The sequence below is a fragment of the Staphylococcus sp. 510 genome (assembly GCF_057219715.1).
In genome coordinates this window covers 1-26671 of the sequence record NZ_JBXVVK010000012.1, presented here as the reverse complement: position 1 = coordinate 26671, position 26671 = coordinate 1, and the positions used below count along the sequence as shown (strand labels likewise).

At 32.6% G+C, this 26671-nt stretch carries 24 protein-coding genes, 4 tRNA genes and 1 pseudogene; 8 read left to right on the top strand and 21 right to left on the bottom strand.

Annotation, left to right across the window (positions count from 1 at the left end; all coding sequences use genetic code 11):
* Positions 1–35: 35 nt before the first annotated feature.
* From AC2D8K_RS09805 to deoC, 4 genes are all read right to left on the bottom strand, one after another.
* Positions 36–386: a DoxX family protein gene (locus AC2D8K_RS09805; protein ID WP_023373368.1), complete on the bottom strand. Its 351-nt coding sequence runs from the start codon at positions 384–386 to the stop codon at positions 36–38.
* A complete protein-coding gene (gene deoB / locus AC2D8K_RS09800; protein ID WP_206140894.1) occupies positions 383–1573 on the bottom strand; it encodes a phosphopentomutase in 1191 nt (396 codons plus the stop codon). Before deoB ends, AC2D8K_RS09805 begins: the two co-directional genes overlap by 4 nt.
* A gap of 11 nt (positions 1574–1584) precedes the next feature.
* On the bottom strand, positions 1585–2886 hold the full coding sequence (locus AC2D8K_RS09795) for a pyrimidine-nucleoside phosphorylase (protein WP_002451686.1): 1302 nt from the start codon (positions 2884–2886) through the stop codon (positions 1585–1587).
* A gap of 63 nt (positions 2887–2949) precedes the next feature.
* Complete coding sequence (deoC, locus tag AC2D8K_RS09790; protein ID WP_002451687.1) at positions 2950–3612, bottom strand: deoxyribose-phosphate aldolase; 663 nt, start codon at positions 3610–3612, stop codon at positions 2950–2952.
* A 165-nt stretch (positions 3613–3777) separates the two neighbouring features.
* Here deoC and deoD point away from each other — a divergent pair, with 165 nt between their 5' ends.
* The gene (deoD, locus tag AC2D8K_RS09785; RefSeq protein ID WP_002451688.1) at positions 3778–4488 is read left to right on the top strand and encodes a purine-nucleoside phosphorylase; all 711 of its coding nucleotides are present in this window, start codon (positions 3778–3780) and stop codon (positions 4486–4488) included.
* Positions 4489–4647: 159 nt separating this feature from the next.
* On the opposite strand, the gene AC2D8K_RS09780 is transcribed toward deoD, so the two are convergent.
* The 6 genes from AC2D8K_RS09780 to AC2D8K_RS09755 form a co-directional block, all read right to left on the bottom strand.
* A complete protein-coding gene (locus AC2D8K_RS09780; protein WP_002451689.1) occupies positions 4648–5094 on the bottom strand; it encodes a Dps family protein in 447 nt (148 codons plus the stop codon).
* Positions 5095–5308: 214 nt separating this feature from the next.
* Positions 5309–5731, bottom strand: coding sequence for a thiol-disulfide oxidoreductase DCC family protein (locus AC2D8K_RS09775; protein ID WP_002451690.1), 423 nt, complete (start codon positions 5729–5731; stop codon positions 5309–5311).
* Between the two features lie 169 nt (positions 5732–5900).
* Positions 5901–7277, bottom strand: coding sequence for an EVE domain-containing protein (locus AC2D8K_RS09770; protein ID WP_002451691.1), 1377 nt, complete (start codon positions 7275–7277; stop codon positions 5901–5903).
* 216 nt (positions 7278–7493) lie between these two features.
* Positions 7494–7724, bottom strand: coding sequence for a hypothetical protein (locus tag AC2D8K_RS09765; protein WP_002451692.1), 231 nt, complete (start codon positions 7722–7724; stop codon positions 7494–7496).
* Between the two features lie 25 nt (positions 7725–7749).
* Complete coding sequence (locus AC2D8K_RS09760; RefSeq protein ID WP_124227734.1) at positions 7750–8688, bottom strand: type I phosphomannose isomerase catalytic subunit; 939 nt, start codon at positions 8686–8688, stop codon at positions 7750–7752.
* Positions 8689–9072: 384 nt separating this feature from the next.
* Entirely contained in the window at positions 9073–9726 is a 654-nt protein-coding gene (locus AC2D8K_RS09755; protein ID WP_484698568.1) for an SDR family oxidoreductase, read from the bottom strand.
* Between the two features lie 141 nt (positions 9727–9867).
* On the opposite strand from AC2D8K_RS09755, the gene AC2D8K_RS09750 reads away from it, so the two are divergent.
* Both AC2D8K_RS09750 and czrB read left to right on the top strand, forming a co-directional pair.
* Entirely contained in the window at positions 9868–10191 is a 324-nt protein-coding gene (locus tag AC2D8K_RS09750) for an ArsR/SmtB family transcription factor (protein ID WP_002451695.1), read from the top strand.
* Between the two features lies 1 nt (position 10192).
* A complete protein-coding gene (gene czrB / locus AC2D8K_RS09745; protein WP_002451696.1) occupies positions 10193–11128 on the top strand; it encodes a CDF family zinc efflux transporter CzrB in 936 nt (311 codons plus the stop codon).
* Between the two features lie 46 nt (positions 11129–11174).
* Here czrB and AC2D8K_RS09740 read toward each other — a convergent pair whose 3' ends face one another.
* The gene (locus tag AC2D8K_RS09740) at positions 11175–11906 is read right to left on the bottom strand and encodes a metallophosphoesterase family protein (RefSeq protein WP_002451697.1); all 732 of its coding nucleotides are present in this window, start codon (positions 11904–11906) and stop codon (positions 11175–11177) included.
* 132 nt (positions 11907–12038) lie between these two features.
* Here AC2D8K_RS09740 and AC2D8K_RS09735 point away from each other — a divergent pair, with 132 nt between their 5' ends.
* Positions 12039–13238: a hypothetical protein gene (locus AC2D8K_RS09735; protein WP_002451698.1), complete on the top strand. Its 1200-nt coding sequence runs from the start codon at positions 12039–12041 to the stop codon at positions 13236–13238.
* A gap of 82 nt (positions 13239–13320) precedes the next feature.
* Here AC2D8K_RS09735 and AC2D8K_RS09730 read toward each other — a convergent pair whose 3' ends face one another.
* Together AC2D8K_RS09730 and glmS are read right to left on the bottom strand one after the other, a co-directional pair.
* Complete coding sequence (locus tag AC2D8K_RS09730; RefSeq protein ID WP_002451699.1) at positions 13321–14178, bottom strand: HAD family hydrolase; 858 nt, start codon at positions 14176–14178, stop codon at positions 13321–13323.
* Between the two features lie 147 nt (positions 14179–14325).
* The gene (gene glmS / locus AC2D8K_RS09725) at positions 14326–16131 is read right to left on the bottom strand and encodes a glutamine--fructose-6-phosphate transaminase (isomerizing) (RefSeq protein WP_002451700.1); all 1806 of its coding nucleotides are present in this window, start codon (positions 16129–16131) and stop codon (positions 14326–14328) included.
* A gap of 689 nt (positions 16132–16820) precedes the next feature.
* Here glmS and AC2D8K_RS09720 point away from each other — a divergent pair.
* Genes AC2D8K_RS09720 through AC2D8K_RS09705 form a run of 4 tightly spaced genes read left to right on the top strand, consistent with a single transcriptional unit; the run spans position 16821 to position 21980 of the window.
* Entirely contained in the window at positions 16821–18359 is a 1539-nt protein-coding gene (locus AC2D8K_RS09720; RefSeq protein WP_002451701.1) for a PTS mannitol transporter subunit IIBC, read from the top strand.
* Between the two features lie 32 nt (positions 18360–18391).
* Complete coding sequence (locus AC2D8K_RS09715; protein WP_484698565.1) at positions 18392–20419, top strand: BglG family transcription antiterminator; 2028 nt, start codon at positions 18392–18394, stop codon at positions 20417–20419.
* Positions 20420–20433: 14 nt separating this feature from the next.
* On the top strand, positions 20434–20868 hold the full coding sequence (locus AC2D8K_RS09710) for a PTS mannitol transporter subunit IIA (RefSeq protein ID WP_002451703.1): 435 nt from the start codon (positions 20434–20436) through the stop codon (positions 20866–20868).
* Positions 20868–21980, top strand: coding sequence for a mannitol-1-phosphate 5-dehydrogenase (locus AC2D8K_RS09705; RefSeq protein ID WP_002451704.1), 1113 nt, complete (start codon positions 20868–20870; stop codon positions 21978–21980). The genes AC2D8K_RS09710 and AC2D8K_RS09705 overlap by 1 nt, the downstream gene beginning before the upstream one ends.
* A gap of 93 nt (positions 21981–22073) precedes the next feature.
* On the opposite strand, the gene glmM is transcribed toward AC2D8K_RS09705, so the two are convergent.
* The 8 genes and pseudogenes from glmM to AC2D8K_RS09665 all read right to left on the bottom strand — a co-directional run bounded on the left by glmM (position 22074) and on the right by AC2D8K_RS09665 (position 26667).
* Positions 22074–23429: a phosphoglucosamine mutase gene (gene glmM / locus AC2D8K_RS09700; protein WP_002451705.1), complete on the bottom strand. Its 1356-nt coding sequence runs from the start codon at positions 23427–23429 to the stop codon at positions 22074–22076.
* Between the two features lie 27 nt (positions 23430–23456).
* Positions 23457–24389: a CdaR family protein gene (locus AC2D8K_RS09695; protein WP_484698562.1), complete on the bottom strand. Its 933-nt coding sequence runs from the start codon at positions 24387–24389 to the stop codon at positions 23457–23459.
* A 1-nt stretch (position 24390) separates the two neighbouring features.
* Positions 24391–25197, bottom strand: coding sequence for a diadenylate cyclase CdaA (gene cdaA / locus AC2D8K_RS09690; protein WP_002451707.1), 807 nt, complete (start codon positions 25195–25197; stop codon positions 24391–24393).
* 127 nt (positions 25198–25324) lie between these two features.
* Positions 25325–26229 (bottom strand): annotated as a pseudogene (rocF, locus tag AC2D8K_RS09685) (arginase).
* 100 nt (positions 26230–26329) lie between these two features.
* Positions 26330–26402, bottom strand: a tRNA-Lys gene (locus tag AC2D8K_RS09680).
* 3 nt (positions 26403–26405) lie between these two features.
* Positions 26406–26480: transfer RNA gene (locus tag AC2D8K_RS09675), tRNA-Gln, on the bottom strand.
* Between the two features lie 6 nt (positions 26481–26486).
* Positions 26487–26570 (bottom strand) — tRNA-Tyr (locus AC2D8K_RS09670).
* A 21-nt stretch (positions 26571–26591) separates the two neighbouring features.
* Positions 26592–26667 (bottom strand) — tRNA-Val (locus AC2D8K_RS09665).
* Between the last annotated feature and the right edge of the window lie 4 nt (positions 26668–26671).

Here is a 26671-nt window from a genome sequence, read left to right as displayed (position 1 = left end):
TTAGCTTCATTGCTAACATCCTGGCTTATTTAATCTTATAATTTTTTAACTAAACCAATCAGTACAAATTGTAATGGTAAACGTAACCATAATGCCCATGCCGGCACTTCTTTATCACCAAGTGGTAATTTTTTTCTCGCCATATAAACATTTGCAGGTAAAACTGCTAATAAGAATAAATTTATTCCTTTTTTCAACCAACTTGCTGGGCGTTTAATAAGTAAAGCAATACCAAAGAATATTTCAAATACGCCAGTTACAAGTACTGCTGTTTTTTGTAATGGTAAATAGTCAGGCACAATGTTTCTAAACTGTCTTTCTCTCGTAAAATGTAATACACCTGCTGTTCCAAAACTAATACCTAATAGCCATCTTAGAAATTTCATTCGTGTTCCACTCCCATTTCTTTTAAATAACTTTTTCCAAATTCGGGCATTTCTACGTTGAAATTATCTGCAATTGTTGCACCTATTGAACTAAATGTTGTATCTCCAGGCAATTCATGATACTGCTTGATTTTAGGACTAAACATTAGTACAGGTATATACTCTCTAGTATGGTCGGTACCTTCAGCTGTTGGGTCATTACCATGATCTGCTGTAATAATGACTAAATCATCTTCATTTAAATTGTCGATCAGCTCTGGTATTCGATTATCAAAGTCTTTGATTGCTTGTGCATATCCTGGTTTATCACGACGATGACCATAAAGAGCATCAAAATCAACTAAATTGAGAAAACTTAATCCATTGAAATCTTTTTTTACAACATTAATTAATTGATCCATGCCATCCATATTGCTTTTAGTTCGAATAGCTTCAGTTACACCTTCACCATCATAGATATCATTAATCTTTCCGATTGCAATAACATCATAGTTATTATCTTTCAATTCATTCATAACTGTTTTACCAAACGGCTTTAATGCATAGTCATGACGATTAGATGTACGTGTGAAGTTACCAGGTTCACCAACATATGGTCGAGCAATAATTCTACCAATTAAATACTTAGGATCTTTGGTTAGTTCTCTGACTTTCTCACATATATCATATAGTTCTTCTAAAGGTATCACATCTTCATGAGCAGCAATTTGAAGTACCGGGTCAGCACTTGTGTATACAATCAAATCACCGGTTTTCATTTGATGTTCGCCCCACTCATCAATAATTTGAGTACCAGATGCAGGACGGTTAGCAACAACCTTTCTACCTGTCATATTTTCAATTTCTTGGACTAATTCATCAGGAAAACCATCTGGGTATACTTTAAATGGTTGCATAATATTTAATCCCATTATTTCCCAGTGACCTGTCATTGTGTCTTTACCTACAGAAGCCTCACTTAATTTTGTATAAAAAGCTTGAGGTTCCTCGACACTTGAGATAACTGGTAATTGGTCGATATTACCTAATCCTAATCTTTCTAAATGAGGTAACGACTGATCAAAACCTTCAAGTGTATGCTTTAAAGTATGTGACCCTTCGTCATTAAATGCTGCGGCATCAGGGCCTTCGCCAATACCAACTGAGTCCATCACAATTAGATGCACACGTTTAAATGGTGTAGTCATATTTACATCTCCTACTCGGTAATTATTTTGTGTATTAATGTTGGTGTGTAACTTTTACTATCAATTTTAATACTTTCATTTAATTTATCAAATATATCATTCACATTTTCTTGATTACTATGGATGGTTAGGATAGACTCACCAGCATTTACTTTGTCACCGACTTTTTTGTTTAAAACGATACCCACACTTAAATCGATGTCGTCTTCTTTAGTTTGTCTACCTGCACCTAACATCATTGATGCAACACCAATTTCATTAGCTACCATTTCTGATATAAAACCATCTTTTTTTGCAGTATAGTCTATTTTATATTTCGCATTTTCAAGACTGTCAGGATGTTCTATTACGCTTACATCACCGCCTTGATTTCTAATAAAAGTTTTCATTTTATCTAAAGCTTTACCAGATTGAATCGATGCTTCCAATAGTTCACGTGCATCTTTTAAATTATCTGCTTTCTCGGCAAGCACAACCATTTGCGAACCTAATGTAAGTACCAATTCAGTTAAGTCCTCTGGACCATGTCCTTGCAGTGTTTCAATTGCTTCTTTTAGCTCTAAGCCATTACCAATCGCGTTACCTAAAGGTTGGCTCATATCAGATATAATCGCCATTGTATTTCTACCAACACTATTACCAATACTTACCATCGCATGCGCTAAGGCTTCAGCATCTTCTAGTGTCTTCATAAATGCGCCACTACCAGTTTTGACATCTAATACAATCGCGTCAGCTCCGGCTGCAATTTTCTTACTCATTATTGAAGATGCTATTAACGGAATGGAATTGACAGTTCCTGTAACATCTCTTAGTGCATATAACTTTTTATCTGCTGGTGTAAGGTTACCTGATTGTCCCATAACTGCGACCTGATTCTCGTTGACTAACTTAATAAATTCATCTTCAGTTAATTCAACATGAAAACCATTAGCAGACTCTAATTTATCAATTGTGCCACCGGTATGGCCTAAACCACGACCACTCATTTTAGCTACTGGTACGCCAACTGAAGCCACTAAAGGCGCTAGTACTAATGTTGTTGTATCCCCAACACCGCCTGTAGAGTGTTTATCAACTTTAATCCCTTCGATATCAGATAAATCGATAACTTCTCCGGAATTAACCATTGCCATTGTTAAGTGAGCACGTTCTTCTTCATTCATATCTTGAAAAAAGATTGCCATAGCTAAGCTTGAAGCTTGATAATCTGGTATTTCTCCGTTGGTATAACCTTCAATGAAGAATTCGATTTCTTCCTTGCTTAATGATTTCCCATCACGTTTCTTTTCAATAATATCTATCATTCTCATAAAAACAGCCCCTTTTTAGATGTTTGTTTCTTGATTTATTTTTCTTTACTTTAATGAGATGAATTAATAACTTGAATCCGATTCTAACCCTTGAATAATTTGAACTCCTGCACTTGCACCAATACGTGTAGCACCAGCTTCTAACATTTGATTAAAATCTTCTAAATTACGTACACCGCCTGAAGCTTTTACTTCTAAAGCATCTCCTACTGTGTCTTTCATCAACTTAACGTCTTCAGCTGTAGCACCACCACCAGCAAATCCTGTTGATGTTTTAACAAAGTGTGCACCAGCTTCTTTTGCAAGCTCACAAGCTTTTACTTTTTCTTCATTTGATAATAAAACTGTTTCAATGATGACTTTAACCGTCTTACCATTTGCTGCAGTTACTACACTCTCTATATCCTCTTTGACATCGTTAAAGCGCTTATCCTTTAAAGCACCAATATTAATTACCATATCAATTTCTGCAGCACCGTTTTCTATCGCATTTTTCGTTTCAAATGCTTTTACTTCTTTAGTGGATGCTCCAAGTGGAAAACCGATGACAGTACATACTAAGACGTCTGTCCCTTTTAATTGTTCTGCTGAATATTCCACATGTGTTGGATTAACACAAACCGATTTAAAACCATATTCCTTGGCTTCACTGATTATTTTATCGATTTGTTCACGTGTTGATTCAGGCTTTAACTGTGTGTGATCTATATATTTTGCATAATTCATTAAAAGGTCCTCCTCACTTTTTTACAATGCAATTTTCGTCCATCTCATTTGGTGAACAAATGCATTCGTTAAACATACCCTTCATCTATATAGTACAAAAATTAGCAATAAATTTAAACAAATGTTATCTTAAACATAATCATGTATTTAAGGAGAAGATAACAAATGACAAATGGTACACCTCATATTCAACCAAATGGAGTTAAAATCGCTAAAACAGTATTAATGCCAGGTGATCCGCTACGTGCAAAATACATCGCCGATAATTTCTTAGAAAATGTTGAACAATTCAATGAAGTTCGTAATATGTTTGGATATACTGGAACGTATAAAGGTAAAGAAATTTCTGTTATGGGTTCTGGTATGGGCATTCCTAGTATAGGTATTTATTCATATGAGCTTTATCATTTCTTTGATGTAGATACAATTATTCGTGTAGGTTCATGTGGAGCATTACAAGAACATGTAAATTTATATGATGTCATCATCGCACAAGCTGCATCTACTAACTCAAATTATGTAGATCAATATCAAATTCCTGGCCATTTTGCACCTATCGCTGATTTTGATTTAGTTACAAAAGCGAAACAAGCTGCAGATGACATCGGTGCGGTATCTCATGTCGGTAACGTTTTATCATCAGATACTTTTTATAATGCAGATGAAACGTTTAATGATGCATGGAAGAAAATGGGTATATTAGGTATTGAAATGGAATCAGCCGGATTATATTTAAATGCTATCCATGCTGGTAAAAAAGCATTAGGTGTTTTCACAGTAAGCGACCATATCTTACGAGATGAAGCAACAACTGCAGAAGAACGTCAAACATCATTTACACAAATGATGGAAATTGCATTAGAAATAGCTGAATAATATAAAAGCCAAGCACGTTGATTTAGATGTGCTTGGTTATTTTAATAAAATTTATCATAATAATTATAAATTATTAAGTTGCTATTAAAATATTTTACATGAAAAGCTAAGAGGCACTTTGTTAAACAAAGTGCCTCTTAGCTTGATTTTATAGTCATCCTATTTACCTAAATAAGATTGTAACATCCAATTATGTTTATCTACTGACGTTTGCATGCCGATAAACATATCTTCAGATACATCGTCGCCAGCTTCACCTGCTACTTTAATAGCATTTTCTAATTGTTTAGAAATGTTTGTGAAATCTTTAGATAATTCTTCAACCATTTGTTCAGCAGCGTAACCTTTGCCAGCTTCTTCAACAATTGACATATCTAAACTCTCTTTCATAGTTCCAACAGGATTACCACCAACTGCTAGAATACGTTCTGCTAAATCATCTACATATTGTGCAGCTTCATTGTATAATTCTTCAAATTTTACATGTAATGAGAAGAAATTAGGTCCTTTTACATACCAATGGAAATTATGCAATTTAGTATAAGCTACTGTCCAGTTAGCAACTTGTTGGTTTAACTCTTTTACTACATCATTATGATTTGTCATATTAATATTCGCTCCTTTTACTACCTTTAACGCTTTGTTTATACTCTTATTATATTAGAATTATTATAATCTGTAAAGTAAAATGATACGTTTATTTATAATGATTATAAATAAGTTCATGTGATATTCACAAATAAATCTCAGCATTTAAAGATATAATTGTTCATCAATGATTTCATTAATAATATTTAGTCCAAGTATTCTCAATTAAGTATTATAATTGAGAATCAACCAATTTGACATGTGCATTATCATCTAAAAAGAATGATTTCTCATAAACATTAGGTTGATGCCAATGTGTGCGCCACATTTTATCTCTATTATTAGCAAATAATTGATAACCCAAATTCCTAATGGATTTAGGTATGGCATATAATAATAAACCTAATAATTTATACTGATTAGGTAATGACGTAATGAGTGAAGCAATCGCTGTAGATTCATATTCAATATGGTCTCCATCTACTACTATTACGCTATTTCTATTCTTCGCTTCCGGATGTTGATTAAACAAGCGTTGGCCATACTCACCTTTTAATGTCGCAAATTCATATTTATGTGATAACCCTTTTTGAATTAACCATATCGCATAGTTATAGCAATAAACACAATTACCATCATAATAAATGATTGCCATATTAAACTCACTCCTTTTTAACTCATTATGTATTTTTCCTATTCACCTTTTTATAAACAAATTATCCACTTTTTGTTAAAAAAAAATAAGTCGATTTTATGAATACAATCATAATTTACCTATTAAGTCATAGGATACTAAATGATTACTTCATAAAATCAACTTAGAGTTAGTCTTGGTTAACTTTTACAATTCTAGTATATTTTAAAAATTGTTGAGAATATTTTTGCTGAATTTCTTCTAATGAGTCATAAGTGACACCAATGATGTGCCAGTTAGGATTAAAATGATAAAATGAGTCTTTTTCTTTTGACCACTTAATCATATTACCTTCTTTGTTATATCTTGGTAATGTCACTTCATATCCTTCAAGCACGTTGATATAAGCTTGGAATATATCAGGATCGATTCTATTAAAGTTGTCGATTACAAGATAGCTTTTATCTTTCTTAGGCATATTTTGAGTGATAAAGCCTTCTCGATAGTATAACGCACCACTTTCGTTAGGAAGATATTTACCATATAACATATCTTCACTAAAATCTGGATGTCCAGATGTAATGATTGGATTGGCATTTGTTTTTTGTAACAAATCATTTGCAGCTTTTAAACCTTCTTCTTTTTTATCTACAACTAGTAGAATAAAAGGCTTAATTGTTGTTTCTTGGTGTTGCTCTTCTAATAAATTTGATTTCTCAACTGTTTCAAATGGATTTTTAATTCCATTATTATCGCTCATTTCTAAAATAGCATCATATTGAACTTGCGACATACTCGCTATTGCTTGCTTAGCGTTTTCTTGTAAGAAATATAAGTTTTTAAGCTTCGGATGCTTGTTCAAATGACCAAGTGATATTGGTGTTATATGTTTACCAAACATAATTTCAATAGCTGTACTATTGGTTCTGCCAGGAATTGGTGGTTTTTCATGAATATGTCTAGTCACTTCACCAACACCAATTACAGATTGGTTTTGATATTTATTGTAAATAATTACATTATCTCCAACTTCTAATTGTGTATAGAAGTGATAGCCATTTCGCTTAATACCATTGTAAGTATGTGTAAATATTGTGTAGTGCTTACCGGGTTCAAAATCTTCTGTTTCTGACAGGAAGAAATAACGCGGAATTTTGGTTTCACCTTTACCAAGTTGAACGATAAGATCAAATTCTTCTTTTCTAATTTGATTAAATAGTGTTTCTTTCATATTACTCATTCTAAAATCTAGTACTTCACTACGCTTTAAATAATCTGTAGTTAAAGGATTTAACGTTTCATTAAATTTAAATTCAACTCTGATTTTATTTTGAGCACCTGCTTGAACACTTAGTATTTCTCCAAAACCTAACAAACCTGTATCAGTTTGTACTTGATAAAAGATGACTTGGTCACCGGCTTTTGCTTTTTTAAATGCTCTAAATCCTTGAGTAGGATTAAATTGTGCACCTGATTCAAATAATGTCGTTTGACCTACTAAAGGTTCATTATGATTCCATCTATTATAACCACAATTTAACCAAAAGTAATTGATTTCTTCTGTCATCACGAATCTCCTCACCTTATTATATGTAAAATAAGTTATTGTAATTACCTTATTATATCTAACACACCAATGCTACTACAACTATTTTTCAAATATTTTATTAAAAAGCAATCATTCAGGACTTAAATAATTAAAAATAGACTAATGCTAAAATCCGCATTAGTCTATATATAACTTATATTTAGTTATTATTTTAATAAAGACATTTTTTCAAATTTAATGAGAAGGTACGAAAGAACCAAGCAGTGGCAATAAATTAATCATAATACCACCTAATGATAGCATGGCACTTGTATCTTTATCTCGAAACGTGATAGCTGCGCTAAGAACGCCTATAATAGCAACCAACCTAGGTATCATTAAAGAAGGATAATGTGGCATATTCAGAAACACACCAGCACCTGCAATCACTCCACATAGCAATGAAATATATAAAAACTGCTTCATAATTTGAACATCCTTTATTTAATCATTAGATATAACTTATTATTAAAGAAAAGTCACCTTCAAATACATTATCTAAATCCTCTGAAGTCAAAACAAAATGACTTCCCTTTTGAATATCAAAAATGTCACCGTCTGTAATTAATTTCCCTTCACCATCTATTACAGACACTAAACAAAATTCACGTGGCTTCATATAATTTAAAGTTCCTGAAATTTCCCATTTCACTATAGTGAAGAAATCATTAGAAACGATATGCGTACATTGATGACTTTCTATAATCTCTTTTTCTGGAACAATATTAGGTAGATCATTATTAAATGCCATGACATCTAATGCTTTATTAATATTAAGTTCTCTTGACTCCCCATTATGATTATCGCGTTGATAATCATAGACACGATAAGAAATATCCGAAGACTGCATAACTTCATATGCAACAATACCTGCACCGATACTATGAATTGTTCCAGCTGGTACAAAGTAAAATTCGCCTGACCTTACATTTACTTTTCTTAATGTATCTTCAACTGACCCATCGTCTAGATGCTTTTTAAATGTCTCTTTTGAATCTGCAGTTGTTCCTAGTATAATTTCAGACCCTTCCTCTGCATCTATCACGTACCAGCATTCTGATTTTCCGTATTGACCATTCTCATTTTCATAGGCATAAGAATCATCAGGGTGAACATGAATAGATAACGGGGATTCTGCATCAACAATTTTAGCGAGCAATGGAAAATCCTTGCTAGGAAACTCACCGAATAATTCTCGATGTTCTGTCCAAACTTGATCTAACGTTTGACCTGCGTATGGACCATTCTTAATTATATTTTTACCATTAGGGTGAGCTGAGATACCCCAACATTCTCCAATTTGTTGATTGGGTAGTTGGTATCCAAAGTTTTCTAATTTATTACCACCCCACATTTTCTCATGGAAAATAGGTTTCAAAAACAGTGGCATGTCTACACCTCCATTACTCTTGATGTTTATGTAAATATCGTTGACCAATGATTTATCAACGATTCGTATTCTATGTATGTCCTTATTGATGTTTAAATCAACGATTAATATATTTAACTCACTATATGTGATTGTATCACAATTCATATTTTTATGGTTAAGATGATTTTTGACTATTTTCAATCGATATTCACGTCATTTATTACTTTTAAATATACTATTTTATTATATTTAAGGTAATCTTCGTCATTATATCAATTTATAATACAAATGAATAGTAACTGTATGTATTATTATTTGGGGTTAAAAAGTATAAAAAATATATAGGCCAAGCAGAATTCTGCTCGTCCTATATATTTGTATGTCGCAGTATTTACTACTTCATTATTCATAAGATTTTAATGCATCATTAATAGATTCATTACCAGATACAATTTGAAACTCTTGTTTGCTAAATTTATCTGAAGTTATTACATGTTTTAATACACTGGCTACATCCTCTCGTGGTATGGAATCATAACTGTCAAAATATAAATCTGCTTTTATTTGTCCTGTACCTTGGTCATCTTTAAGGCCCCCTGGATGCACAATAGTATAATTTAAATTAGAATGTCTTAAATAATCATCCGCATGGTGCTTAGCGATAGTATATGGTTTTAAGTCGCCACTTTGATCAAATGCTTCTCTTCTTGAATCGTATGTTGAAACCATTACATAATGCTTAATATCCGCTTCTTCACTTGCTTTAATTGTTTTTACTGCACCATCTAAATCTACATATATTGTTTTATCAGCTCCTGTACTACCGCCAGAACCTACTGAGAAAATGACTTTATCAAATGTTTTAAACTTATTCTTTAAATCTTCAATACTATCTTTTTCGACATCAATATTTAAAGCTTTAATACCATTATCCTCTAATGCTTTAACTTGTTCATCTTTTCTAACACCTGCAGTAAAATCAACATTATCATCTTTTAATTGATCAACCAATTTAGAACCCACGCCGCCATTTGCGCCTATAATCAAAATACTCATATCAAACGTCCTCCTTAAAAACTTATATTATTATTGTTACCTTTTTTATCATTATTTAAACGCCATAACTCTATTGACTAGATATGCAATGTAGATTATATTAATATATGAATACATATTCATATATTAAGAGGTGTTCGTATGACTGAAAAGTATATAGACCTATCTGATCAACATACCTTGGAACGTGTGACAGATATTTTTAAAGCTTTAAGTGATATTAATCGAATTAGAATTATGGAGTTATTAGCGTCAGGTGAAGCAAGTGTTGGTCACATTTCTCATTCATTGTCGTTATCCCAATCTAATGTGTCCCATCAACTAAAACTTTTAAAATCAGTAAAACTTGTGAAATCAAAGCGTCAAGGTCAAAGTATGATTTATTCTTTAGATGACCAACATGTTTCTACTCTATTGAAACAAGCTATTCATCATGCGAGCCACCCTATAGAAGGTGAAAAATAATATGTCAACACATCATCATGATCATGCACATGGGCATGTACATACAAACAACAAAAAAATCCTATTAATCTCATTTATTATTATAGCCCTATTTATGTTAGTAGAAATTATTGGCGGTTTTTTAGCCAATAGTCTAGCCTTACTTTCTGACGGCTTCCATATGTTCAGTGATGCCCTATCACTTTTAGTCGCGCTCATTGCATTTATCTATGCAGAAAAACATGCAACAATATCTAAGACCTATGGGTATAAGCGCTTTGAAGTCTTAGCAGCACTTTTCAATGGTGTTACACTCTTTGTCATAAGTATACTAATTGTTATAGAAGCTATTAAACGCTTTTTCGCGCCACCAGAAGTTCAGTCAAAAGAAATGTTTGTCATTAGTATCTTAGGTTTAATTGTCAATGTTGTCATTGCACTTTTAATGTTCAAAGGTGGAGATACATCACACAATTTAAATATGCGCGGTGCATTCTTACATGTACTTGGAGACTTATTTGGTTCTATAGGTGCAATTGTCGCTGCAATATTAATTTGGACATTGGGTTGGTCTATTGCTGATCCGATAGCGAGTATTTTAGTTTCTGTTATTATCTTAAAAAGTGCCTATGGTATTACCAAATCTTCTTTAAATATATTAATGGAAGGTACACCGAACGATGTAGATTTAGATATCGTTAAACAAACTTTAATGAGAAACTCTGAAATCCAAAGCGTGCATGATTATCATGTGTGGACGATATCTAATGATATGAATGCATTAAGTTGCCATGCTGTCGTATCAGACACTTTAACTGTCAAAGACTGCGAACAATTACTTAAACATATCGAACATGACTTGTTACATTTAAATATTCAACACATGACAATTCAATTAGAAACAGTGAATCATGATCATGACGAGACAACACTTTGTACTGGCGTTCATCATCATTAATAATAAAAAGTTGCCCCATCATTCAATTGATAGGGCAACTTTTTAATTACATAAATTTTTCAAATATAAGTTCTTTTGCAGGTACTTGTTTAGCTTCAAATCCTTCTAAAAATTCTTCATTATCGTATGCTAATTTAACTCTTTCTAATGAAATGTCTGTATCAGTAATCGTTACAATACCATAAACAGCGTGTGGACCATTGTTCAATCCGACAGCACCTGGGTTAAAATACATTTTATTTTTGTCATCAAACATATGCAAACGATGGTTATGACCAAATATGATTAAATCAGCATCTTTATCCGCAAATAATTGAGTCATTTCATTTTCATCATCTTTAACGATTGGACTAAACGGTTGTTCATCAATTGAAGATGACAATTTATCATTAGCGATTTCATAATGAATGAATAAAACTTTTTTTCCACAAATTGTTTTTTCGATATAACGTGGTAATTGATTGAGTTCTTCATAATATTCTTCATCTAAATGGCCAGCAATCCATCGATGGTGTTCATAAAATTTATCTTTTAAATCATCTGGATAAGGAGTGCCATTAACAACAGACATAATAGCTTCATCATGATTCCCTGCAATCATTTCCATATCGTCACGATCAAATATATGATCTAATACTTTATTTGTCTCGTGACCAATTCCAATGTTGTCACCAAGATTATAAATTTTATCAATATCTTCTCTGTTATCAATATCATCCAATACAGTTTCTAATGCATCAAAGTTACCATGCACGTCAGTAATAATTGCAAATTTCATGATGATATCTCCTTTCATTTTCAATTCATTAGAACATTTTAACACTTAATCCCCTATTATGTTAGATATTAATTTGAAAAAGTCCAAATTTTTGATATTGTATTTATATTAACGAAAAGGAGTGCTTAAAATTTGTTTAAATATTACAACTTAGCATTTAAGAATGCTAAACCTCAGAATCTTAAAGCAATACTATTTACATTAGTAAGCTTTATCGTCATCTTTTTAATCGGTAGAGTGGCAATGGCTATGATTGGCCAACAAATCATGCAGTTGCAAATGATGATGCAATTCGGTCAACCAGTCGGACCATTACTTACACCGATTATTGGGCTTGCATTAGTCGTTATATTATTATTTATCTTTTTAGGTTATCAATTGATTGCAGGTGCGATTAATGTTATCTCAAAAGCAATTAGAAAAGAAAAAGTTAAGTTCACTGATTTATTTATTTCATTTAAAAAAGGTCATTATGGTAAAAGTGTGTTACTCGCATTAATCACAGTAGTATTATTTATCATTATGGGAGTCATTTTATTTTTAGTAAATAAATTGATTGGCCTTGCGCTATCACCATTATTTAATGCTGTCCAAGGACCTATTAGCGGCATGGATAATCCAATGCCTGCTTACCTAGCATTCCAAATTGGTGTAACTTTAATTGTTGGATTCATTACTTCAATCTTTTATTGGTTCTTCTTTGTGTTAATTATTAACTACACAGCCGCATACGCAGAAAACCCAACACAAGGACCAATTAAACTTTTCAAAGAAGGATTTAAAACAATTAAAAATGGCCATAAAACTTGGTTAAAATTCTTTATTGGTATTTTATTAATCAATTTATTAATTACTATCATCACACGTGTATTAGTGACTCTTGTACAAATGGCAACTGGTAGTATGTCTCAAACATTTGCTCAAGTATTATTAGTTATTTTACAAGTTATTGTTATTTTAGTAACACTATTTATTTACTATGCTTTATTAATGGGAATCGTTCAATATTTCGTACGTCGTGGCGAAAAAGTAACAACTGATTCTAAAAAAGGTAAAAAAGACAAAAAAGATAAAGCTATAAATAATAAAGATGCTAAAGCTAAATCAACACAATCTAGTCAATTACAAGATAAAACTGATAAAAGTGCTAATGATCATACAAGTCATTTAAAAGACTCAACACAATCTAATGCTCAAGATTCTAATAAAGACTTAAACGATAAAGCTACTCAACATAAAGAAGATTTATCAAATACAGCATCATCAAGAAAAGATGATTTAGAAAAAACAGCAAAAGATACAATTGATAAAAACAACCCTAATAACAAATAAAGAACAATTATAAAAGACGGCGTTCATTGGTTTTAAACCTTTGAACGTCGTCTTATTTTATTAATCTAATCACTATTCTAATTTAATCTAATAAGTGTTTTTCCAAATATTTAGCCGCACCATCTTCTTCATTTGTAAATTCTGTCACATCATTCGTCAATGCTTTAATCTCACTTCGAGCATTTTTCATTGCCACTGTATAATGTCCGAATTCAAACATAGCTCTATCATTATCACTATCACCCATTACAAGGGTCTCTTCTTGTTTTATATTAAAGTAATCAATCATTTCCTTAATACCTGTTCCTTTATCAGTATTATAAGCCATCGTTTCAGCATTATAACGTGAAGAGTTAGAAACACTAATATTAAGTGACACTTTATTTTGCTTTAATTCATCTCTGAAATTAGTGATTTTATCTAAGTTTGTATCAAATAAATATATTTTCGAATAGTCTTTATCTGGTAATGTTTCTACCCATTGAATTTTATCTTTGAGTGCTTCTTGTCTTGAGGCCCATTCGCTTTGCCCTACATTATTAGGTGGTGTATCTCCACCGCTAATCATATTTCTTATCCACTGCTCATCTTCTTTTAAGACAAGTCGTTGTTCCCCAAATGGAAATACTTCATAGTATATGTTTTGCTGTTGTGCTAATGACACTATACGCTTAACAGACTCGAGCGACATACTATGCTTAAATATATTTTCATCATTTACTTCTCCAGTAGTACCGTTTGAACTAATAATACCGTCTACTGAAAAACCTTCAGGAACAAGTTGATGAATTTCAGAATATGAACGTCCAGTTGCTAAAAACACTTTATAATCATGCTCTCTTAAAGCATTAATGACGTCTTTTGTATATTCTGATGCTCTGTTATCTTCATGTAAAATCGTACCATCCATATCTAAAAATATCGCTTTGATGTTGTCCATATTATCCTCCATAACGTAATGATATATTACTTAAAATTTTGTCATTAATTGAATAAAAGTGCAATAAAAATAACCCCTTCTCAGTTAATATTGACTAAAAAGAGGTTATCAAGTATGTTTTATAATTATTTCAATTTATCTAAATGATTATTCAACTGTTACTGATTTAGCTAAGTTACGTGGTTTATCAACATCAAGATCTCTGTGTAATGCAGCATAATAAGAAATCAATTGTAGTGCAACTACAGAAACTAATGGTGTTAATAATTCATGTACGTGAGGAATCACGTAAGTATCATCTTCTTTATCTAGACCTTCCATAGATATAATACATGTACTTGCACCGCGTGCTGCAACTTCTTTAACATTACCACGGATAGATAAGTTCACATTTTCTTGTGTTGCTAGTGCAATCACTGGTGTACGATCTTCAATTAAGGCAATTGTACCGTGTTTTAATTCCCCACCAGCAAAGCCTTCTGCTTGAATATATGAAATTTCTTTAAGTTTTAATGCACCTTCTTGGCTGACATTATAATCAATTGTACGACCAATAAAGAATGCATTTCTAGTTGTTTCAAGGAAATCAGTAGCAATTTTTTCCATTACTGGTGCATCGTCTACGATTGTTTCGATTGCAGTAGTCACTTTAGCTAATTCTCTCAATAAATCGATATCCGCTTCACGACCATGTGTTTTAGCAACGATTTGAGCTAAAATAGATAATACTGCTATTTGTGCTGTATATGCTTTTGTAGAAGCTACAGCTATTTCTGGACCAGCATGTAATAATAAAGTATGGTCTGCTTCACGAGATAATGTAGAACCAGGCACGTTCGTAATTGTTAATGCTTTATGACCTAACTTTTTAGTTTCAACTAATACTGCACGACTATCTGCAGTTTCACCAGATTGTGAGATATATATGAATAGTGGTTTTTCAGATAATAAAGGCATGTTGTATACAAACTCAGATGCCACATGTACTTCTGTTGGAACACCAGACCATTTTTCTAAGAATTCTTTACCTACTAATCCTGCATGATAACTAGTACCTGCAGCAATAATATAGATACGATCCGCTTGTGAAACATCATTGATAATATCTTCATCAATTTTCAAGTTACCTTCATTATCTTGGTATTCTTGAATAATACGACGCATAACTGCTGGTTGTTCATGAATTTCTTTTAACATGTAGTGATCATAAACACCTTTTTCAGCATCTGAAGCATCAATTTCAGCAGTGTATTTTTCACGTTCTTGAACTTGACCATTAGCATCTTTAATAATCACTTCGTCACGTTTTACAATAACGATTTCATGGTCATGAATTTCTTTATATTCATTTGTTGCTTGTAACATTGCTAACGCATCTGAAGCAATAACGTTAAAGCCATCACCAACTCCAATTAATAATGGAGATTTGTTTTTAGCAACAAACATTGTGTCTTTATCTTCTTCATCTAACAAACCTAACGCATAAGAACCATGTAATAATGAGACTACTTTTGTAAATGCGTCTTCTGTTTCGAAACCTTGTTTAGAGAAATATTCAACTAATTGAACAATAACTTCTGTATCTGTCTCAGAAACAAACTTAACATCGCTTAAGTATTCACTTCTTAATTCTTCATAGTTTTCAATTACACCGTTATGTACAAGTGTAAAACGACCAGTTGTTGATTGATGTGGATGAGAGTTTTCATAATTTGGAACACCGTGAGTTGCCCAACGAGTGTGACCGATTCCAACAGTACCATCAATATCGCTACTATCAGCTACTTTTCGTAATTCTGCGATACGTCCTTTTTCTTTAAATACTTTAGTACCTGATTCATTTGCAACAGCTACACCTGCTGAATCATAACCTCTATATTCTAATTTTTCTAATCCTTTTAATAATAATTCCTTGGCATTATCGTAGCCAATATATCCTACTATTCCGCACATATTTATTTTTCCTCCAATTATTGAAATAACGTTAGTAACAATGATTTATTACCCATAATTTAGTTTAGTAATCTTCTATCATTATTATTTCGATACAACAAGTGACACAAAAAAGTATTTGAACCCACTTGAAAATAAGCGTGATATTTTATCACACTTAACATTCTAACGTCTTTCATTTTATATAATATTTACTGGCGATCTTATTAACTTTGTCCAATAGGTTGCCCTATTGTTTTACTTAATAAGCTAACGAATGAGCCACATCCGGGATAGCATCCGCCGATCTTTTCGATCACTATCCTCCTCGTCTACAAGATGTGCATATAAGCTATAAGAATTTCAACATTTGAATTAAATTCTTAATTATTGCATTATAACAACAACTTGCACAGGCGCTTTGTAATATTTATCTTCTATCCTCCTTCCCATTAAAACCTATTGTACAATGACAATTTACTCAATTGCAAATATTTTCACAAGCTTTTTGTAAAAAATTCCTAGCGTAAATTGCATATGAATTTAATTGTTAACAAACTGTATATTTACATTCTCTTTACCTATATATAATAGAATTATTGTTGTCACGATTTATATGACAAATTCGAATTTTGTTCTTATTGTAGTAATGACCTTCTTAGATTTACAATATATATAGTCAAAATACTAATTTAAAAAGAGGTGTAGAAATGGCACAAACACAAGAGAAAAAAGGTTTCGGCCGTAAAGTTCAAGCATTCGGTTCTTTCCTTAGTAGTATGATTATGCCAAATATTGGAGCATTCATCGCTTGGGGATTTATCGCTGCAATTTTTATCGACAATGGTTGGTTACCAAATAAAGATTTAGCTCAATTAGCCGATCCAATGATTAAATTCTTAATTCCATTATTAATTGCATTTAGTGGTGGTCGTTTAATTCATGGATTACGTGGTGGTATTATCGCTGCAACTTCAACTATGGGGGTTATCGTTGCATTACCAGATACACCAATGCTATTAGGCGCTATGATTATGGGACCATTAGTTGGTTGGTTAATGAAGAAAACAGATGAAATCATTCAACCTAGAACACCAAAAGGTTTCGAGATGTTATTCAATAACTTCTCAGCCGGTATCTTAGGTTTCATCATGACAATTCTAAGTTTTGAAATTTTAGCTCCAATTATGAAATTCATCATGCACATTTTATCTGTTGCAGTTGAAGCTTTAGTTCACGCTCACTTATTACCAATCGTAAGTATTATTGTTGAGCCAGCTAAAATCGTATTCTTAAATAACGCTATAAACCATGGTGTATTCACACCACTTGGTGCAGACCAAGCTGCTACAGCAGGTCAATCTGTTTTATACGCAATCGAATCAAACCCTGGACCAGGTTTCGGTGTGTTACTTGCATACATGATTTTTGGTAAAGGTACTGCAAAAGCAACATCATATGGTGCAGGAATTATCCACTTCTTAGGTGGTATTCATGAAATTTACTTCCCATATGTATTAATGAGACCTATGTTATTCATCTCAGTTATTTTAGGTGGTATGACAGGCGTTGCAACATACCAAGCAACTGGATTCGGATTCAAAAGCCCTGCATCTCCAGGATCATTCATCGTTTATTGTATTAACGCACCTAGAGGAGAATTTCTTCACATGTTATTAGGTGTGGTGTTAGCAACATTAGTATCATTCGCAGTTTCAGCAATTATTCTTAAGTTTACAAAAGAACCTAAACAAGATTTAGAGTCAGCTACTGCTCAAATGGAAGCTACTAAAGGTAAAAAGTCAAGTGTATCTTCAAAATTAAGCAGTAAAGAAAATAATCAAGAAGCTAGTGCAACTGCAGGTGCTACATCAACAGAAGAATCTAATAATACTGAAGACGACGCTGATCAATTATTAGATAACTATAATACTGAAGATGTAGATGCTCATGATTATAGTAACGTTAACCATGTTATCTTTGCTTGTGATGCAGGTATGGGTTCTAGTGCAATGGGTGCTAGTATGTTAAGAAATAAATTTAAAAAAGCTGGCATTTCTGATGTAAATGTGACAAATACAGCTATTAACCAATTACCTAACGATGCTCAATTAGTTATCACTCAAAAAACGTTAACTGATCGTGCTATCAAACAAGTACCAAATGCAATTCATATTTCAGTTGATAATTTCTTAAATTCACCTAGATATGAAGAGTTATTAAATAACCTTAAAAAAGAAGAACAATAATTTTAAATAAATATTAAATGGAGGATACCGCCATGTTATTGAGTACACGTGAAAAAGAGATTATAGAACTATTAATCAAGTATCACGGTCAATATGTCACTATATACGACATTGCTCAGCAACTGGCAGTGTCCTCTCGTACTATTCATAGAGAATTAAAACATGTTGAATCTTATATTGATACTTTCTCTATAGAATTAGAACGTGTAAATAAAAAAGGAATACGCTTAAAAGGACTTAACCAAAATATTCAAGCATTAAAACTTGAAATGACTCAGCAGCAAACGCTCGATTTATCAGTAGAAGAGCAAAAAGTTATTATTCTATATGCTCTTATACAGTCTAAGCATGCTGTTAAACAATATAGTCTAGCTCAAGAAATTGGCGTATCCATTCAGTCGTTAACCAAATTGCTAGATGAATTAGAACAAGATTTATCATTATATCAATTATCATTAACACGTAAACGTGGCGAAGGTGTTATTTTAAACGGCACTGAATCTAAAAAAAGAGAGTTCTTAAGTCAATTAATGGTGAATAACTTAAATAGTACAAGTGTGTATTCAGTAATCGAAAACCACTTTGTTTACCAATCATTACATCAATCTCAGCAATCACTTGTGGATTTAGATAGAATATTTAAAGTTGAGAGAATTTTAATGGATTATTTAGGGCAACTTCCCTATTCATTGACTGAATCTAGCTATTTAACACTAACTGTTCATATCGTTTTAAGTATTACAAGAATGCAAAACAACGAATATGTATCACTTAATGATGACATTTATCAATCTGTAAAAGATACGTTTGAACATGAAATTGCTAGTGAAATCGCCAAACATTTAGAATACTTATACGATGTTCAATTTAACCAAGCTGAAATCACATTTATTACCATTCATTTGCGCGGTTCAAAACGTAAAGATACTAAAGATTCATTATTTGAAGATAAAAAAAGCGAACAAAAAATTAAATCTTTTATACAGTCAGTAGAAGAGATTTCAGGCCAATACTTTGATGATAAAGATACTTTAATAAATGGTTTATCATTGCATATTAATCCAGCTATCAATCGCTTAGAATCAAATATTGAAACTTACAACCCGTTAACCGATATGATTAAGTACAAATATCCAAGACTATTTGATAATGTGAGTAAGGCGTTACGCATCGTTTGGCCAGATTTGATATTCCCTGAAAGTGAAGTCGCCTTTATCGTGCTTCATTTTGGAGGATCTATCAAAAATCAAGGACATCAATTTCTAAACATTCTAGTTGTTTGTAGTAGCGGTATTGGGACTAGTCGTTTATTAGCAACTCGTCTTGAACAAGTATTTAGTGAAATTGAACGTATTACCCAAGCATCTGTAAGTGATTTAAATGTATTAGATTTATCTAGTTATGATGGCATAATATCGACAGTTAATTTAGATATCGATAGACCATTTTTAACAGTGAATCCCCTACTTCCTGATTCAGATATCGGTTATGTGGCGTCATTTTTAAATACCAAAGAATCACATCAGGTGGTAAAAGAGAAGGATGTGGAGACTCAAAAAGCATCCTCAGAAGATATTTTAGAAACCATGCGCGCAGGTTTAAAATTAGTTGATTCAGTGAAAATAGAATATAAATCAGTTAAAAATTGGAAACAACATTTAGCTGATTACTTAGTAAGTCAACATATCATTGAAGATGGTCATTCATTCGCTGAACAATTACAACAGCGGTTAGAGGAAAATCCAAGTTGGATATTACAACCCTACCCTATTGCAATTCCACATATGAAAGATGCTATGTTTAAACAACCTAGTATCCTTATTACGACCTTGGAAGAACCAATAGTGTTGAGTAATGTTCAAAATGACAATCATTTAATTAAATATATGTTAAGTATGTTTATTCCAGAAGATGCAATCATGACAAAACTAGTTAGTACAATATCAGAAACACTTAGCGATCATTTGGAAAACTTAGATGATTTTATGCAAAATCCACAGGAATTTAAAACCATACTAGAAAAGCAATTTTTAAAACAAATAAAACAACAATTAATTTAGGAGTGTATTAATCAATGAGTGAATTATTCAGTAACGAAAATATCTTTATCAATGTATCAGTAGGTAGTCAAAACGAAGCAATCGAAAAAGCAGGACAAGCTTTAGTAGATAGTGGTGCTGTAACAGAAAACTACATCCAAGCAATGAAAGATCGTGAAGATGTCGTATCTACATTTATGGGCAATGGCTTAGCTATACCACATGGTACTGAAGAAGCTAAAGGAAACGTTATCCAATCTGGATTAAGCTTATTACAAATTCCTGAAGGCGTAGATTGGAATGGCGAAGAAGTTAAAGTCGTAGTTGGTATTGCTGGTAAAGATGGAGAACATTTAGACCTATTATCTAAAATCGCGATTACTTTCAGTGAAGAAGAAAATGTAGAGCGTATTATCAATGCTAAATCTGCTGACGAAATCAAACAAGTCTTTGAGGAGGCTGATGCATAATGAAAGCAGTACATTTTGGTGCCGGTAATATCGGTCGTGGTTTTATTGGTTATATCTTAGCAGATAATAATATTAAAGTTACATTTGCAGATGTTAACGAAGACATTATTAATGCTTTACAAAAAGAGCATGAATACGACGTTATTTTAGCAGATGAGTCTAAAACAACTACACGTGTGAACAATGTTGATGCGATTAACTCAGCTAAACCGTCTGATGAATTAAAACAAGCTATTTTAGAAGCTGATTTAATTACTACTGCAGTTGGTGTTAATATCTTACCAATTATCGCTAAATCATTTGCACCATATTTAAAAGAAAAAGAAAATCATGTTAATATCGTTGCATGTGAAAATGCAATAATGGCAACAGACACACTTAAAAAAGCTATCTTAGATATCACTGGCCCTCTAGGCGATCATATTCACTTTGCAAACTCTGCAGTTGATAGAATCGTTCCATTACAAAAAAATGAAAATATTTTAGATGTTATGGTAGAACCGTTCTTCGAGTGGGTAGTCGAAAAAGACGCTTGGTATGGTCAAGAGTTAGATCATATTAAATACGTTGATGATCTAACACCTTATATCGAAAGAAAATTATTAACAGTAAATACAGGTCATGCATTTTTAGCATATGCAGGATATAATGATAATAAGGCAACAGTATTAGATGCCGTTCAAGATAGTACGATTGAAGCAGGTTTAAGACGTGTATTAGCTGAAACAAGCGAATATATTACTCGTGAATTTGATTTCACTAAAACTGAACAATCACAATACGTAGAAAAAATTATCGAACGTTTCAATAACCCACATCTTTCTGATGAAGTTACTCGCGTAGGTCGCGGAACACTACGTAAAATTGGACCGAAAGATCGTATCATCAAACCATTGAATTATTTATATGAACATAATTTAGAAAGAGATGGCTTGGTTAAAGCAGCTGCCCTACTTCTAAAATATGACGACAAAGCTGATCAAGAAACAGTTGAGAAAAATAATTATATTCATGAAAATGGTATTAAAGCCTTCTTACAAACATATGCTAAAGTTGAAGGACCATTAGCTGAAGAAATTGAAAAAGAATATAATGAACTAGTTGCAAAATAAGATATTTAAAGAACCAGAAACTACTGTTTCTGGTTCTTTTTGTAATATAAAAAACACATGCCACATTTAATTTGTGACATGTGCTCTTATCATTTATTTATCTAAACCCATCTTGTCTTCGACTACATCGGCAATTTGTTGTGCAAATCTTTGTGCATCTTCGTCAGTTGATGCTTCTACCATCACACGTACTAAAGGTTCTGTACCTGAAGGACGTACTAAAATTCTACCCTCACCATTCATTTCCACTTCAACTTTAGTCATTACTTCTTTAACATCAATATTTTCTTCAACACGATATTTATCAGTTACTCTCACATTGATTAGTGATTGCGGATAAGTTTTCATTTGTGAAACTAATTCACTCAATGATTTACCTGACATTTTAACGATAGCTGCAAGTTGCACACCTGTTAATAATCCGTCGCCTGTTGTATTATAATCCATTAAAACAATATGACCTGATTGTTCGCCACCAAGATTATAATTGCCACGTCTCATTTCTTCAACCACGTAACGATCGCCGACTTTTGTTTTATTAGATTGGATACCTTCATTCTCTAATGCTTTATAGAAACCTAAATTACTCATAACTGTTGAAACAATCATATTATTATTTAGTTCTTGATTCTTGTGCATTTCTTGGCCAATGATGAACATAATTTGGTCACCATCAACGATATGTCCTTTTTCATCTACAGCAATGATTCTGTCACCATCACCATCAAATGCTAATCCAAAATCTGCTCCAGTTTCAAGTACTTTTTCTGCAAGTGCTTGAGGATGTGTAGAACCACATTCCTCATTGATATTATAGCCATCAGGACTACAGCCTACTGTTTCAGTATCCGCCTCTAAATCACCGAATAAGAATGGTGCTAATGATGATGTAGATCCATTGGCACCATCTAAAACTATTTTCATGCCTTCTAAATTCACGTCTACTGTTGATTTTAAATAACTTAAATATTTTTGTGCACCTTCAAAATAATCTGAGTAATGAACGATATCAGTACCAACTGGTCTTGGAAGACTTGGTTCATCTTGATCTAATAGTGCTTCTATTTCTTCTTCTTGATCATCAGAAAGTTTAAATCCATCAGAACCAAAGAATTTAATACCATTATCAGCAACTGGGTTATGTGATGCCGAAATCATAACACCTAGTCCTGCGTCCATTTCTCTAGTTAAATATGCAACACCTGGAGTAGAAATAATACCTAAACGCATGACTTCTGCACCAATAGAAATTAACCCTGCAATTAATGCAGATTCTAACATTTCACCAGAGACTCTTGTATCCCTTCCTACAAGTACCCTAGGATTTTTTTCACCTTTATTATGTGCTAGTACATAGCCACCATATCTACCTAATTTAAATGCTAGTTCTGGTGTTAACTCTTCGTTTGCGACACCTCTGACACCGTCAGTACCAAAATATTTTCCCATGATTTACTCTCCTTTTATTTCTTTCAATTATTTAACCGTAATATAAGCCTTTGTTTCTTCAGGTTCAACCTTACTTACATTCTTAGGCAAATTAAATTTCACTGTCTTTTCAGTTGATTCTGAAATATGATCTAAATCAACTTCAGCTGTGATATTATCTATACCCTGTAAGTCTTCTCTACTACCATAAATCTCTACTTCATCATCATCTATTTTAATATGATCAACTTTTTTATTACCATCTAAATTTCCAGTAGTCTTAGTATTAACCTTAACTTTTTTACTAAAAGGCTTAACAGACACTTTCAAATCAACTTGTCCTGGGTTAATTGATACGTTTAATTTATTTAAATCTTTATCGTAAGCATTAACATCTGCAACATCTTTCGTATCTTTACTAATCTTAGTTGCATTTTTATATGTTGCTTTTAAGTAAGCAATTTGATTCAATTGTTCTTCTCCACCTGTAACTTTAACTGTCTCAGGTGAAATTTGTTGTTTATCTATTTTATATTCATTTGAAATATCGCTTTGACTTACATCCGGTTGAACATGCATCGTCTTAGTCGTTTTCTTTTCCAATGTAATATTGGCTGCTTTAGGTTTTACATTGTAATTAATACCATTACTTATTCCTTTAACTTGGAATTTTTCATGATATTTATCAGCTTTTTCACCAGATAAATCAACCACTACTTTTAAGTCATCTGGACTTTCAATTTTTAATAATTTAGATTGTGGCCCTGAAATGTTCACATCTACAGTATCTGGAACATGAGTTGCATGTAAATCTTTATGGTTATAAACTACTTCCACTGGAACATCTTGGATTGTCTTTGTTGATTTCTGTGAAATATCATCTGAATTAAATATGTTACCAAAAACATTATTAACAGATAAGAAGAAAAATATTGCTAAAATAAGTGCAACGAATCTTAACCCCCACTTACTCTCTAACATATTAATTCACACCTTTCTTTTGAAAGTGTGTGCCAAACCAATGCTCAGCTAGTAATTCTTCAAACACTTCATTTGAAATATCTCGTCTTAGTTTACCATCAAATGTTACTGACACATCACCTGTCTCTTCAGAAACAATAACTGTAAAAGCATCTGATACTTCTGAAATACCTACTGCTGCTCTGTGTCTAGTACCTAAACTTTTTGAAATTTTAACACTATCTGATAAAGGTAAATAACTAGCGGCTGCTGCTATTTTTGTTCCTTGAATGATCATAGCACCATCATGTAAAGGTGTATTAGGTATAAATACATTGGTTAATAATTCTTGAGAAATTTTAGAATCCATAGGAATTCCAGTTTCAATATAATCCTGTAAACCTGTCTCTTTCTCAAACACTATTAACGCACCTATACGACGCTTAGCCATATACTGAACCGCTTTAGATACAGATTGGATTAACTTCTCTTCATCTTTAGTATAGGCATTTGTATAACGTTTCAAGAAACTTCCTCTACCTAATTGTTCAAGCGCCCTTCGAATCTCAGGTTGGAAAATAACTATTAAAGCAAGTACACCCCATTGAATTACGATATCGAACAATTTAGAAGTCGCAGTCAAATTTAGCATTTTACTGATTTGTTGACCGATTACTATAACAACAATACCTTTTAATAATTGTATTGCCTTAGTTCCTTTAAAAACTGTAATAAGTAAGTAAAGGACATACCACACAATCAATAAATCGAGGACACTAGTTATGACTTTCAAAGTACTGAAATTTTGAAAAAAATTGGAAAAATCCATAACATCTCCTCCGATAACATTTTCCATATCATCCATTATATCAATCATTAGAACACGTGTCATATGAACGGTGAGAAAAATGAAAAAAACTTGCATGTCAAAACACATGCAAGTTGCAATAATTATTTTATAATAATGTTTCTCCGAAAAATGTCCCAAGTAATGAAACTGCTTGTTCAGCTGTACTATTATATAAATCAATTAATGGATTAACTTCAACCAAATCCATTGATGTAATCATATTACTTTCATGAAGTAATTCTAAAGCAAAATGGCTTTCTCTATAACTTAACCCACCTAATACTCTTGTTCCTGTTCCTGGTGTTTCAGTTGGATCTAAGGCATCGACATCTAATGATAAATGTAACCCATCAACATTTCTTGATTTCAAATAACTTAAAGTATCATTAATAACTGTTTCGATTCCAAGTTTATCTATATCTGCCATAGTATAAGTTTTAATGTTTTGTGCTTTGATATACTCACGTTCACCTTTATCCAAATCTCTCATCCCAATTAAAACTATATTTTCAGGTTTAAGTTTAGGTTGACTATTATTTAAATTAACAGATCACTTGGACCATCACCTAATAATATTCTTAGTAGCATCCCATGTATATTTCCTGATGGTGACTCTTCAGGTATATTCAAATCTCCATGAGCATCATACCAAATTAAACCAAGATTTTCATAGTGTTTACTAATACCAGAAATTGAACCTACCGCTATAGAATGATCTCCACCTAAAACTAATGGAAATCTATGATTTACTATCGTTTGTTCAACTTTTTCGCTAAGTGCATTTGAGACGCTTATAATTTCATCATAATTTCTCAAGCCTTGTTGCTCAGAATTAAACTTTTTCAAATCTATAGCAGGAACGTCTATATTGCCAATATCTTGAACATTCATACCTAAATTTTCTAATCTTTCCTGTAATCCTGCATATCTTATAGCATCTGGACCTAAATTCACACCTAATTTTCTTTGGCCAAATGTCGAAGGTGCCCCAATAATATCTATGTTCTTCATTAATATATCCACCTCTTTTTATCATGTTATTTATAGAATAATGTATCCGCTTACATAAAACAACATAAAAAAACATCTTTCCGAAGAAAGATGTTAAGAGTGAGCCATAGAGGATTCGAACCTCTGACCCTCTGATTAAAAGTCAGATGCTCTACCAACTGAGCTAATGGCTCTTATGGCTGGGCTAGCTGGATTCGAACCAGCGCGTGACGGAGTCAAAGTCCGTTGCCTTACCGCTTGGCTATAGCCCATTAAGATGGTGGAGGGGGGCAGATTCGAACTGCCGAACCCGAAGGAGCGGATTTACAGTCCGCCGCGTTTAGCCACTTCGCTACCCCTCCAGCATATTTAATTAAAATCAATGGTGGAGAATGACGGGTTCGAACCGCCGACCCTCTGCTTGTAAGGCAGATGCTCTCCCAGCTGAGCTAATTCTCCATAA

What these genes read in the sequence shown, in the direction of transcription:
- AC2D8K_RS09805 (WP_023373368.1), bottom strand. Translation starts at nt 386, where the DNA reads ATGAAATTTCTAAGATGGCTATTAGGTATTAGTTTTGGAACAGCAGGT.
- deoB (WP_206140894.1), bottom strand. Translation starts at nt 1,573, where the DNA reads ATGACTACACCATTTAAACGTGTGCATCTAATTGTGATGGACTCAGTT.
- AC2D8K_RS09795 (WP_002451686.1), bottom strand. Translation starts at nt 2,886, where the DNA reads ATGAGAATGATAGATATTATTGAAAAGAAACGTGATGGGAAATCATTA.
- deoC (WP_002451687.1), bottom strand. Translation starts at nt 3,612, where the DNA reads ATGAATTATGCAAAATATATAGATCACACACAGTTAAAGCCTGAATCA.
- deoD (WP_002451688.1), top strand. Translation starts at nt 3,778, where the DNA reads ATGACAAATGGTACACCTCATATTCAACCAAATGGAGTTAAAATCGCT.
- AC2D8K_RS09780 (WP_002451689.1), bottom strand. Translation starts at nt 5,094, where the DNA reads ATGACAAATCATAATGATGTAGTAAAAGAGTTAAACCAACAAGTTGCT.
- AC2D8K_RS09775 (WP_002451690.1), bottom strand. Translation starts at nt 5,731, where the DNA reads ATGGCAATCATTTATTATGATGGTAATTGTGTTTATTGCTATAACTAT.
- AC2D8K_RS09770 (WP_002451691.1), bottom strand. Translation starts at nt 7,277, where the DNA reads ATGACAGAAGAAATCAATTACTTTTGGTTAAATTGTGGTTATAATAGA.
- AC2D8K_RS09765 (WP_002451692.1), bottom strand. Translation starts at nt 7,724, where the DNA reads ATGAAGCAGTTTTTATATATTTCATTGCTATGTGGAGTGATTGCAGGT.
- AC2D8K_RS09760 (WP_124227734.1), bottom strand. Translation starts at nt 8,688, where the DNA reads ATGCCACTGTTTTTGAAACCTATTTTCCATGAGAAAATGTGGGGTGGT.
- AC2D8K_RS09755 (WP_484698568.1), bottom strand. Translation starts at nt 9,726, where the DNA reads ATGAGTATTTTGATTATAGGCGCAAATGGCGGCGTGGGTTCTAAATTG.
- AC2D8K_RS09750 (WP_002451695.1), top strand. Translation starts at nt 9,868, where the DNA reads ATGACTGAAAAGTATATAGACCTATCTGATCAACATACCTTGGAACGT.
- czrB (WP_002451696.1), top strand. Translation starts at nt 10,193, where the DNA reads ATGTCAACACATCATCATGATCATGCACATGGGCATGTACATACAAAC.
- AC2D8K_RS09740 (WP_002451697.1), bottom strand. Translation starts at nt 11,906, where the DNA reads ATGAAATTTGCAATTATTACTGACGTGCATGGTAACTTTGATGCATTA.
- AC2D8K_RS09730 (WP_002451699.1), bottom strand. Translation starts at nt 14,178, where the DNA reads ATGGACAACATCAAAGCGATATTTTTAGATATGGATGGTACGATTTTA.
- glmS (WP_002451700.1), bottom strand. Translation starts at nt 16,131, where the DNA reads ATGTGCGGAATAGTAGGATATATTGGCTACGATAATGCCAAGGAATTA.
- AC2D8K_RS09720 (WP_002451701.1), top strand. Translation starts at nt 16,821, where the DNA reads ATGGCACAAACACAAGAGAAAAAAGGTTTCGGCCGTAAAGTTCAAGCA.
- AC2D8K_RS09715 (WP_484698565.1), top strand. Translation starts at nt 18,392, where the DNA reads ATGTTATTGAGTACACGTGAAAAAGAGATTATAGAACTATTAATCAAG.
- AC2D8K_RS09710 (WP_002451703.1), top strand. Translation starts at nt 20,434, where the DNA reads ATGAGTGAATTATTCAGTAACGAAAATATCTTTATCAATGTATCAGTA.
- AC2D8K_RS09705 (WP_002451704.1), top strand. Translation starts at nt 20,868, where the DNA reads ATGAAAGCAGTACATTTTGGTGCCGGTAATATCGGTCGTGGTTTTATT.
- glmM (WP_002451705.1), bottom strand. Translation starts at nt 23,429, where the DNA reads ATGGGAAAATATTTTGGTACTGACGGTGTCAGAGGTGTCGCAAACGAA.
- AC2D8K_RS09695 (WP_484698562.1), bottom strand. Translation starts at nt 24,389, where the DNA reads ATGTTAGAGAGTAAGTGGGGGTTAAGATTCGTTGCACTTATTTTAGCA.
- cdaA (WP_002451707.1), bottom strand. Translation starts at nt 25,197, where the DNA reads ATGGATTTTTCCAATTTTTTTCAAAATTTCAGTACTTTGAAAGTCATA.